The organism is Lapidilactobacillus bayanensis (assembly GCF_003946695.1).
GTDB lineage: Bacteria > Bacillota > Bacilli > Lactobacillales > Lactobacillaceae > Lapidilactobacillus > Lapidilactobacillus bayanensis.
Genome location: NZ_RHOX01000006.1, coordinates 98,867 through 109,313 on the forward strand (window position 1 = coordinate 98,867; position 10,447 = coordinate 109,313).

The 10,447-nt window shown below is 41.5% G+C and carries 9 protein-coding genes; all 9 read left to right on the forward strand.

The genetic code is table 11. The features are described 5' to 3' along the window. Window positions 1-16: 16 nt before the first annotated feature. Window positions 17-3,592, forward strand: coding sequence for a chromosome segregation protein SMC (gene smc / locus EKM65_RS03655; RefSeq protein WP_125605591.1), 3,576 nt, complete (start codon window positions 17-19; stop codon window positions 3,590-3,592). Window positions 3,593-3,611: 19 nt separating this feature from the next. Then, the gene (gene ftsY, locus EKM65_RS03660; protein WP_125605593.1) at window positions 3,612-5,177 is read left to right on the forward strand and encodes a signal recognition particle-docking protein FtsY; all 1,566 of its coding nucleotides are present in this window, start codon (window positions 3,612-3,614) and stop codon (window positions 5,175-5,177) included. Window positions 5,178-5,198: 21 nt separating this feature from the next. Further along, window positions 5,199-5,543, forward strand: coding sequence for a putative DNA-binding protein (locus EKM65_RS03665; RefSeq protein ID WP_125605595.1), 345 nt, complete (start codon window positions 5,199-5,201; stop codon window positions 5,541-5,543). 12 nt (window positions 5,544-5,555) lie between these two features. Next, window positions 5,556-6,992, forward strand: a complete 1,437-nt coding sequence (gene ffh / locus EKM65_RS03670; RefSeq protein WP_125605597.1) for a signal recognition particle protein — start codon at window positions 5,556-5,558, stop codon at window positions 6,990-6,992. Window positions 6,993-7,695: 703 nt separating this feature from the next. After that, window positions 7,696-7,971, forward strand: a complete 276-nt coding sequence (rpsP, locus tag EKM65_RS03675) for a 30S ribosomal protein S16 (RefSeq protein ID WP_125605599.1) — start codon at window positions 7,696-7,698, stop codon at window positions 7,969-7,971. Window positions 7,972-7,977: 6 nt separating this feature from the next. Further along, window positions 7,978-8,226, forward strand: a complete 249-nt coding sequence (locus EKM65_RS03680; protein WP_125605600.1) for a KH domain-containing protein — start codon at window positions 7,978-7,980, stop codon at window positions 8,224-8,226. Between the two features lie 78 nt (window positions 8,227-8,304). Beyond that, window positions 8,305-8,820, forward strand: coding sequence for a ribosome maturation factor RimM (rimM, locus tag EKM65_RS03685; RefSeq protein ID WP_125605602.1), 516 nt, complete (start codon window positions 8,305-8,307; stop codon window positions 8,818-8,820). After that, window positions 8,821-9,570 (forward strand): tRNA (guanosine(37)-N1)-methyltransferase TrmD, encoded by a 750-nt coding sequence (trmD, locus tag EKM65_RS03690; RefSeq protein WP_125605604.1) that lies wholly within the window; start codon window positions 8,821-8,823, stop codon window positions 9,568-9,570. It abuts the gene before it with no gap. Window positions 9,571-9,670: 100 nt separating this feature from the next. Next, complete coding sequence (gene rplS / locus EKM65_RS03695; RefSeq protein ID WP_125605606.1) at window positions 9,671-10,018, forward strand: 50S ribosomal protein L19; 348 nt, start codon at window positions 9,671-9,673, stop codon at window positions 10,016-10,018. Window positions 10,019-10,447: the final 429 nt, after the last annotated feature.

Consider the following 10,447-nt stretch of genomic DNA (forward strand, 5'->3'; position numbering starts at 1 on the left):
ATGAGTGGGGAAACACATGCCGCTAAAGTCGTTAACGATTAATGGATTTAAATCATTTGCAGATAAAACAACAATTGAATTTACGAGTGGAATTACCGGCATTGTCGGGCCAAACGGAAGTGGTAAAAGCAATATTACTGAAGCAATTCGTTGGGTAATGGGTGAGCAGTCTGCTAAAAGCTTGCGTGGTGCGCACATGCCTGATGTTATTTTTGCAGGCAGTGCTTTGCGACCGCCACTTAACCGTGCTGAAGTCATACTAGTTTTTGACAATTCTGATCAAACTTTAAAAACCGATCAAAAAGCGGTTGAAATAACGCGCCGCTTGTATCGCGATGGCAGCAGTGAATTTCTCTTCAATCACCAAAGTTGTCGTTTGCGGGACATTACTGATTTATTCGTTGATTCTGGTTTAGGTAAAGAGGCCTTTGCGATTATTTCTCAGGGGCGTGTTGAACAAGTTTTCAATAGCAAGCCCGAAGATCGTCGGACAATTATTGAAGAAGCGGCTGGTGTTTTTAAGTATAAGCAACAGAAGCGTCAGGCAGAAAACGAATTAGCAACGACTAATGAGAATTTAAATCGATTAGCAGATATTGTTTCTGAATTAGCGGGTCGGGTCGAACCTTTGCGCAAGCAAGCAAGTCTAGCCAGAGATTATCAACAACAAAAATCTAAATTTGATGGCCTGAATCAACAAGTTTTGGCATTGGAACTTGCCGATCTTGAGGTTCAACAAGAGGCTAAAGTCCAGCGACAAAACGAATTGACGGCAATTTCTGCTAAGATTGATGCCGAAACGGTGCGTGTTAGTGAACAATTGACTGAGCAGCGTAATCGTTCTGAGACACTTAATCAAGAAATTGAAACACAACAAGCAGCCTTGATGCAACAGACGCATCAGCAAGAAACACTCAATGGAAAGCTCACATTATCTAAAGAACGGGAAAATTATCACCAGTTAAATAGTCAAACCATTAAAAAACAACTACAAGATAATCAAACTGCACTTGATCAGGGACTGCAAAAATTAGCTGATCAACAAAAAACACTTGATCAAGCTGCTGACAAGCGAGCTGAATTAGTTGCGCAATTAGCAGAATTGCAAAAATCGCAAGGTGAAGACGAAGAAGATTTAGCCAAGAAAATCAATGACTTGCGAGCTGATTATATCGAGCAATTGCAAGGTCAAACAACTAATCGTAATGAAATTGTCTTTGCTCAAGATAATCTTAAAAAGTTAACCCAACAAGCAGAACGCACCGCTGCTGACTTACAAGCCATTCAAGAACAAGCTGCTGCAAAACAGCACGACGTTGATCAAGAAAGTGCCAAAATTTCAGCAGCGAAGGCAACCGCGGCAACACAACAAACTGCTTTAGATCAAGTTACTCAACAGTTGACACAGATTCAAACTGATGTAACAGCCAAACAGCAAGCGTGGTATCAAAATTTAGAACAGTTTCAAACATTGAAGGCACGTTATCAAAGCTTGAAAGAAGTGATGCAAGATCACAGTGGCTTTTATCAAGGTGTGCGTGCTGTCTTAAGTCCCCAAAATAAAATTTCTGGTTTAATTGGAGCAGTTGCTGATTTATTACATGTTCCGACCAACCTACAGTTTGCCATGGAGCAAGTATTAGGCTCACAGTTGCAACAAGTAGTTTGTGAAGATACAAGTAGTGCCGAAGCTGCGATTAATTTTTTGAAACAACAACGTTTAGGACGTGCCACATTTTTACCACTAACGACAATTCGGGCTTATCGAATTGATGCTCGAGTTCTGCAAACGGCGCAAGCTACCAGTGGTTTCGTCGGTGTCGCTTCAGAATTGATCACTTACGATGCTAAAATCAAAAATGTTGTTGAACATTTATTAGGTAATATTCTGGTTGTCGCGCAGTTACCTGAAGCCACAAAATTAGCTCAGGCAATTCATTATCAAACGCGAATTGTGACGCTAGACGGTGATATTTTAACGCCAGGCGGGGCGATGACCGGTGGTAAGACGAAACAGCAGCGGAGTAGTTTGCTAAACCGTCAGCAGGAGTTAACAGACTTACAAGACCAGCTGAAACAGCAACAGACTACGCTAAATGATCTACAAACTGAGATCAAGACGGCTAAAACACAGTCAGAACAGTTAAGTGGTCTGAAAACTGAGCAGGCTCAGCAACTGGCCAGTTTAGTGCAACAAAATGTTAGTTTGGAACAAGGTTTTAATCAGCAGCAACAAGAATTAGTTCAGTTGCAACGCCAGATTAAAGTTACCGAGTTAACTTTGACCCGGATTAAAACAGAACAAGCAGAGATGCAGCAACAATTAACAGCAAAAGTTGCGCAACAAGACGGTTTAGCGGCTAATATTGCCACGCTTAAAGCCAAAATGGCAACAACTCAAGAACGGCTGCAGAATTTCACTGCGCAAAAAGAAGTTCTTGCTGAACAGATTAGTGATCTGAAAACGAAGTTGGCGGTTGCGGAAAATTCGCTTAGTAGTCAGAAATCACAGTATCGCGAACAACAACAGAATTTACGTCAATTGCAAACGGAACGAACTGACCTAGAACAATCGCTCACTAATTTAAATGATGATCAACAGAAGAAGCAAATTGATGTTGCGGCTGTCAAAAAACAGTTGGCAGCATTAACCACTTCATTGACAGAATTACAAACAAAATTAGCACAATTAAAGTCGGCTCGGCAAGATACAGTGATGATAGTGGCAAAATTGGAACCACAAAGCCAACGTCAGTATCAGCTACAGAAGCAGACGGCTAAGGAACAAGAAGAAGTCGCTGTTGCCTTGAATAGTTTGAAGTCAGAAATGAATGCCCGTTTAACGACGTTGCGTGAGGATCACCAACTAACGTTTGAAGCAGCCTATCAAAATTTGCCAGAAGATCATCGGACGCTTGCTGAGTTGCATTCTGATTTAAAACTAGTTCGAATGGCTTTACGGGACATTGGCCATGTTAATTTGGCTGCGATTTCTGAATTTGCTGAGGTTAATGAACGTTATCAATTCTTATCTAAGCAACAAGATGATTTAATTACCGCGCGGCAAGAGATATTGAAGACGATGGCGGATATGGATCAAGAAGTTTCGCAGCGCTTTTCCGAGACATTTAAAGCGATTAATGAAGCTTTTACTAAGATTTTTCCGAAGATGTTTGGCGGTGGCCAAGCTAAGTTAGAGTTAACGGATCCAGAACACATGTTAACAACTGGAATCGAAATAAATGCGCAGCCGCCTGGTAAAAAGTTGCAAAGCTTAAGCCTATTATCTGGTGGTGAACGTGCATTAACGGCAATTACGTTGTTATTCGCAATTTTGAAAGTTAAACCGGCACCATTTAGTATTTTAGATGAGGTGGAGGCCTCATTAGATGACGCCAACGTTGATCGTTATGCGAATTATTTACGTCATTATGAAGCGCACACACAGTTTATCGTGATTACGCACCGTAAAGGGACGATGATGCAAGTTGATCGACTTTATGGTGTGGCCATGCAAGAATCAGGTGTTTCCAAGATTATCAGTGTGTCATTGACTGATGTTGATCAAGGTAAGTTTAGCTTAAGCGATTAGAGTTATAGGAGGTAGGCAGATGGGATTTTTTGATCGAGTAAAGAAAGCCTTTGGTGTTAAGCCCAAAGACGAAGAGACGCCAACTGAACAGCATACAGAGCAAGTTGAAAATACGACGTCAACAACTGAATCTAAAGATAAAACCGACGAGGTTACGCCACTTGAGCGTGAATCGACTACGCAAAAAGTTGACGATCAAACGACAGCACACGCCGACAAATCTGTTACAGCCTCAACGACCGAAAAATCGGTTGTTAAGGATCAAGATGATCAACCACAAGTTGAAAACCACGACGTTGAGACACACACGGAACAACAGGCTGTTGACCATGAACCAACAGAAGTTGTTGACGCGAAATCCTTAAAGACAACTATCAATCAATCGGAAGCAGTCGTAACAGCGCCTACTGCATCGACGCCAAATAAAACGGCAGAAGTTGCGGCGACAAAACCAACGCTCACTGAGGAAACTGCCAAGACAACTGTTGATCAAGCTACAGAATCTGCACCCGTTTCAGACGCGCCAATTGCTAAACCAAAGGTAGAAGCAACAATGCCGGACGAAACCACACCTGAAGAAACAGCAGAAGAAGAAACTACGGTAGAAGTAGCACCAACCACACCAGAAGACAACCAAACCTCAAGTAATGTTGCTAAATATGATCAAGGGTTGGCCAAAAGTCGCAATGGATTTGCCGCACGCTTGAATAAATTTCTAGCTAACTTCCGTTCAGTCGACGAAGATTTCTTCGAGAATCTTGAAGAAATGCTAATTGAAGCAGATGTTGGGTTTGAGACGGCCATGGAAATCAGTAATCAATTGCGTGATGAAGTTAAGCTGCAAAATGCCAAAACTAAAAAGCAAATTGGGCAAGTTATTGTTGAAAAAATGGTCGATATTTACGGTGAAGCAGGAGCAAACGAAGATAATAGTTTGCATTTTACGACGAATCCTGCTGAACCAACTATTTTCCTCTTTGTTGGTGTTAATGGCGCTGGTAAAACCACAACGATTGGTAAATTGGCGACCAAATATCACAATGAGGGTAAAAAGGTGCTGTTAGCAGCTGGCGATACCTTTAGAGCCGGTGCGATTGAACAGCTAGCGGAATGGGCCCGCCGAGCACAAGTAGACGTGGTGACTTCTGCACCAGGAACTGATCCTGCTTCTGTTGTTTTTGATGCAGTTAAAAAAGCAAAGACAGAACAATATGATATTTTGTTGGTCGATACCGCTGGTCGTTTACAAAATAACATTAACTTGATGAATGAATTGGCTAAGATTAAACGGATTATTGTCCGTGAGTTGCCGGACGCACCGCAAGAAGTTTTATTAGTCTTAGACGCCTCGACTGGTCAGAACGCCTTGAATCAAGCTAAGCAATTTAGTAAAACGACCGATGTAACTGGTTTGATTTTGACGAAACTTGATGGTAGCTCTAAAGGTGGTATTATTATTGCCATTCGCAATGAATTACATTTGCCAGTTAAATTGGTTGGATTAGGGGAGAAAGCGCAAGACTTACAAATTTTTGATGCTGAAAAGTACGTTTATGGGTTGTTCAAAGATTTAATCGAAGACTAAATTTAACTTGAGGTGACCAAAATGTCCTTTGAACTCAATGAACGCATCAATACATTATATGATTTTTACGGCAAGCTGTTAACTAAGAAGCAAGCAACCTACTTAGATCTTTATTATGGTGAAGATTATTCGTTAGGAGAAATTGCGGAACAGTTTGAGGTGAGTCGGCAGGCAGTTTATGATAATATTAAACGGACTGAAAAAATTCTCGTTCAGTATGAAGAAAAGCTGCAATTGATTGCCCATTTCCAAGAAGAGCTTGCTTTGGTTAATCAATTAAGTGATTTAGCTCAGCACAAGTACGCTGCTGATCAAGAGTTACAAGAACTCGTGACAAATTTTGAAAAAATGATTGATTCACAGTAAGGAAGGTAAACTATGGCATTTGAAGGTTTAACTGAACGTCTCCAAAATGCGTTTAACGGCTTAAGAAAAAAGGGTAAGGTCACTGAAAGCGATGTTCGCGATGCAATGCGCGAAATTCGCTTGGCTTTATTAGAAGCCGATGTTAATTTTGATGTTGTCAAAGATTTCGTCAAAACAGTACGGGAAAAAGCTGTTGGTAGTGCGGTGCTTGATAGCTTAACGCCTGCTCAACAAATCGTCAAAATTGTTCATGACGAGTTGGTTAATGTCATGGGCGATGCTGCGGTCCCGTTGAACAAGTCCGAGCATATTCCCACAATTATTATGATGGTTGGTCTGCAAGGTGCTGGTAAAACCACGACTGCCGGCAAATTGGCAAAACGTTTAATCCAAAGTGAAAAAGCACGACCAATGATGATTGCTGCCGACGTTTACCGTCCTGCCGCCGTTGATCAGTTAGTAACAGTTGGTCAACAAGTGGGTGTCCCCGTTTTTGAAATGGGCACTGATCATGATCCAGTTGATATTGTTCGGCAAGGTTTAGCTGAAGCAGCGGCTAAAAAGAACGATTATGTGATCATCGATACGGCCGGTCGTTTGGAAATTGACGAGCAGTTAATGCAAGAATTAACGAACATTAAAGAATTAGCTCATCCTGATGAAATTCTGTTAGTTGTTGATGCTATGACTGGTCAGGTTGCGACGCAGGTTGCTCAAGGGTTCAATGATCGACTTGACGTTACTGGTGTCGTTTTGACCAAGTTAGATGGCGATACTCGTGGTGGTGCGGCCTTGTCGATTCGTGCTGTCACAGGTAAACCAATTAAGTTTGTCGGTCAAGGTGAAAAACTTGATGCGTTAGATGTCTTCTATCCTGATCGGATGGCGGATCGAATCTTAGGCATGGGTGACATGATGACCTTGATTGAGAAAGCTCAACAAGATTATGACGAGAAACAAGCCCAAGATATGGCTCGCAAGATTCAGGAAAATAGTTTCGACTTTAATGATTTCGTTGATCAAATGGATCAAATTCAGGGTATGGGTCCAATTGAGGACATCATGAAGATGATCCCCGGCATGGCTAACAACCCGGCCTTAAAGAACGTTAAAATGGATCCTAAAGATATTGACCACATTAAGGCGATTGTTTATTCAATGACGCCTAAAGAACGTCAAGATCCTGATCTATTGAATCCAAGTCGGCGTCGCCGGATCGCTGCTGGTTCCGGTCGTAGCGTCCAAGAAGTCAACCGTATGATTAAGCAGTTCAAACAATCACGCGATATGATGAATAAGATGTCCAAAGGTAACTTCAACGGTATGGAAAACATGTTCGGCAGTGGTATTCAAGGTCGCATGGGTAAGATGGCCATGAATTCCATGGTTCGCAAACAAAAGAAGAACAAAAAAAAGCGCCTCAAAAATGCTAAGCGCTTTAAGTCTTAGTTTGTGCTTCTTCATGCCTGCTGAAAGTGTAAAGTCCTAGAACTGTCATGTTGCTATTCTCCGTGCCTACGGGAAATGCGCTGGTGGAACGCTGCGAGTTTGATTTGAGCTAAATGGAAACCAATTTGTCTCAAATACAAACTTTCTTGTAAGTGGTAAACCACTAACAAGAATGACGCGGCTGACCGCGATTTTCCTCCGGCACTGACTAACAAGCTATGGTGTGATTTAACTTCAAGTTTGTACTTCTCAAAAGTTTAGGGGAGGTACTTCAACCACTCATTAATTCAGCGCTTGCGCAAAGGTTGCCATCTTATTTGTTTAGTGAGGGAAAATAAATACCGCTCAGTGGTGAGATTGTTGTTGCAGCTTTAGCTGTTACAACAAGACCTGTCTTGGAGACAATTTTGAAAAAATTGGCTTCAAGCAGTGTCCACCACGTTCCAGCGAAAGTATTTATTTTCCCTCACGGTACGCGCTACACTTCATATGCAACCTTTGCGCAAGTGCAAAGAAGTGCAACATAACAGTTTTAGTCTCCACTACGGCACCTCGCACGTTTTACTAGCAACCTTTGCGTAAGCGCGAAGAAGAACACATCAAATTTTCAAGATTTATTTTACCTGTAAAGAAAAAAGTCTTTACATCTAGCAATGATGCTGTTATATTATTTATGTTAGTTATTTTTAGGAGGAAATTATTTATGTCTGTTAAAATTCGTATGCGCCGCATGGGCTCAAAACGTAAACCTTTCTACCGAATCGTTGTTGCTGATTCACGTTCACCTCGTGATGGCCGTTTCATCGAAGAAGTTGGTTACTACAATCCAATTAGCAAGCCAGAACAATTGAAGTTAAACGAAGATGTTATTTTAGACTGGTTACAAAAAGGTGCGCAACCATCTGACACTGTTCGTAACTTGCTTTCTTCACAAGGTCTCATGAAGAAGTATCACGAATTACGTTTCGAAAAGAAGTAGTAGACGATGAAATCAGCAGAAGTAAGTGAATTGATCAGTGCAATCGTGTCGCCTTTGATTACAATGCCCGATGAATTGACGATTGAGACTGTTGACGATACTCGTTTTACAACTTATAATCTGTCACTTAATCGTAAGGATATTGGTCGGGTGATTGGTAAGCAGGGGCGTGTTGCCCAGGCTATCCGCACATTGATTTATGGCATTCGATTAGATAATGGCAAACGTATTCGTTTGAATATTGTAGATAAATAAGTAATGGGAAAAAATAGGATCTGGGATATTTGTCCCCGGTCCTTTTCTTTTGATTTTAATTCGTAAGTGAGGATGAACATGGCTAATTATTATGAAGTGGGAACAATTGTAAGTACACACGCGCTTAAGGGTGAAGTGAAGGTTTTTGCAACCACCGACTTTCCTAAGGAACGTTTCCAAAAGGGTGCGCAACTTTTTTTGAAACAAAATCAACAATGGCTGCCTTTGACAATTAGTTCTGTTCGTCAACATAAAGGTATGTACTTATTATCATTCGTCGATTATCAAGATATTAATTTGGTTGAACCATTTTTGAAGCAAAAATTGTACGTGAATGAAGCGGACCAACATCAATTAGATGATGGTGAATATTACTATCACGACATTGTGGGAATGACAATCATTGATCAAGTCAGTGGTGACAAACTTGGCCAGGTTAAAGAAATTTTAGCGCCTGGTGCCAATGATGTTTGGGTAGTGGCACGACCTGGTCAGAAAGATTTGTTATTACCATTCTTGAAATCAGTTGTTTTAAAAATTGATGTCCCAAACAAAACCGCCTATGTTGAGGTACCTGAAGGATTGGATGATTAAATGCAGATTGATATTTTAAGTTTATTTCCAGAAATGTTTGCTGCGTTGAATTATTCGTTGATTGGTAAGGCCCAAGAAAAAGAATTACTGCAAATTGATGTCACTAATTTTCGTGATTTTACTAAAAATAAACATCATAGTGTTGATGACACGCCTTATGGTGGTGGGGCAGGAATGTTGTTGCAAGTCCAACCGATTGCGGATGCGCTTGCTCACGTCAATGACGTACATGGCCAAGCCGATCGAGTTATTATTCTTGATCCGGCCGGCCGTAAATTCGATCATCAATACGCGGTTGATTTGGCGCAGAGTCAGCATTTAACTTTTATTTGCGGGCATTATGAAGGTTTTGATCAACGAGTTTATGCAATGGCCACTGATCAAATCTCGTTAGGCGATTACGTTTTGACCGGTGGTGAATTAGCCGCCATGGTGATGATTGATGCGATTGCTCGACAAATTCCTGGTGTGTTGGGTAGTCAAGAATCAGCGGCGACAGATTCTTTTGCCCAAGGTTTATTGGAGTATCCGCAATACACGCGGCCAGCAGATTATGATGGTGAAAAAGTACCTGAGGTTCTGACCAATGGAAATCATCAACTCATTGCGCAATGGCGACTTAAAGCTGCTGTGTGGCGTACTTTACAGAAGCGTCCTGATTTATTAGCCGAGATTGATGATCCAGAAATAAATCGCTTAGTTCGACAATTGAAAGCGCGTAATGACTTGTCAGACTTTACTGACTTGTGATAGAATTAAAACTTGTGGTAGTGACTACCATATAACAACGGTATTCCGCTGTGTTTTTACATAGGGAACATATGAATATCTGTGAAAGGGAGAAAACAAAATGAATCCATTGATTTCCGAAATTACGAAGTCACAATTACGCACAGATCTTCCAGACTTCCGTGCAGGTGATACAGTTAAAGTTCATGCTCGTATCGTCGAAGGTACTCGCGAACGTATCCAGATTTTTGAAGGTGTCGTTATCAAACGCCGTGGTGTTGGTATTAGCCAAATGTATACTGTTCGTAAGATCAGTAACGGTGTTGGTGTGGAACGTACATTTCCAGTACATTCACCACGTGTCGCTGAAATCGAAGTAACTCGTCACGGTCGTGTTCGTCGTGCTAAGTTGTATTACTTACGTGCATTACGTGGTAAGGCAGCTCGTATCAAAGAACGCCAACGTTAATCGACAAGTAACTCAATAGAAGCATCGAACTGTTCAATCGGTTCGATGCTTTTTTGATGGCATTAAGCTCGATGAAAAGCTGCAGGTGTTGTTTTGCGCTGGATGGAGATTAATTCGTTGTAAATATAAACTTTGTTGTAAATGCTAAGTCCTAAAACTGTTATGTTGTGGTTCTCCGTACCTGCGGGAAATCGTTGCGAGCATCATCAAAATGACAAAACCTAGAACTGTTATGTTGATCTTCTTTGTGCCTACGGGAAATACGCTGGTGGAACGCTGTGGGCTCGACTTTAAGCCAGTCAACGATTGTCTTAAAGCTCGGCCTTCTCGTAAGCGATAAATCGCAAACGAGAATTTCAGTGCGCCCGGCATGGGCATCAACTAGACGGTGAAAGTCCGTTGCGGGCCGTAGTAGTCGGAACCGTTAGT

Bases quoted from the DNA above. Each gene is read 5' to 3' on its own strand.
- trmD (WP_125605604.1), top strand. From the start codon at position 8,821: ATGCAGATTGATATTTTAAGTTTATTTCCAGAAATGTTTGCTGCGTTG.
- rimM (WP_125605602.1), top strand. From the start codon at position 8,305: ATGGCTAATTATTATGAAGTGGGAACAATTGTAAGTACACACGCGCTT.
- EKM65_RS03680 (WP_125605600.1), top strand. From the start codon at position 7,978: ATGAAATCAGCAGAAGTAAGTGAATTGATCAGTGCAATCGTGTCGCCT.
- EKM65_RS03665 (WP_125605595.1), top strand. From the start codon at position 5,199: ATGTCCTTTGAACTCAATGAACGCATCAATACATTATATGATTTTTAC.
- rplS (WP_125605606.1), top strand. From the start codon at position 9,671: ATGAATCCATTGATTTCCGAAATTACGAAGTCACAATTACGCACAGAT.
- ftsY (WP_125605593.1), top strand. From the start codon at position 3,612: ATGGGATTTTTTGATCGAGTAAAGAAAGCCTTTGGTGTTAAGCCCAAA.
- ffh (WP_125605597.1), top strand. From the start codon at position 5,556: ATGGCATTTGAAGGTTTAACTGAACGTCTCCAAAATGCGTTTAACGGC.
- smc (WP_125605591.1), top strand. From the start codon at position 17: ATGCCGCTAAAGTCGTTAACGATTAATGGATTTAAATCATTTGCAGAT.
- rpsP (WP_125605599.1), top strand. From the start codon at position 7,696: ATGTCTGTTAAAATTCGTATGCGCCGCATGGGCTCAAAACGTAAACCT.